The 317-nt window shown below is 50.2% G+C and carries 1 protein-coding gene; it reads right to left on the bottom strand.

The annotated features are described in order from the left end of the window. A partial coding sequence (locus tag BIV01_RS20460) for a hypothetical protein (protein ID WP_441294382.1) occupies positions 1–111 on the bottom strand: 111 nt, incomplete at its 3' end. Positions 112–317 lie beyond the last annotated feature (206 nt).

The raw sequence follows: 317 nt of genomic DNA, 5'->3' as shown, positions 1-317 counted from the left end.
CTCGATTTCCCAGCCCCGCTTCTGCGCCGCCAGCAACATGGCCAGAGAGCTGTCTTTCTTGAAATGGATCTTTTCGATGGGGTCCATCACGATGCCGAGTCGGACTGTCATATTGCCTCGCCAGGTAAAAGGTTGAAAACACGAACCGGTCTGCAGAGCGATCCTGGGAATAAGTGCTATGCTGTGGACACAGATGGTATTGTACCCGAGCCGCGAATGCATCCGGAGAAATCCCGTATCAATTACGTGACTTTCCGGGCAGAAGTACATTTGGTCACAAAGTTATACTTTTTATCCGGCCGCCAATACTCTATAAA

This window comes from Curtobacterium sp. MCBA15_013, from assembly GCF_001865095.1.
Lineage (GTDB): Bacteria > Actinomycetota > Actinomycetes > Actinomycetales > Microbacteriaceae > Curtobacterium.
This window is presented reverse-complemented; position numbering and strand designations above follow the sequence as displayed.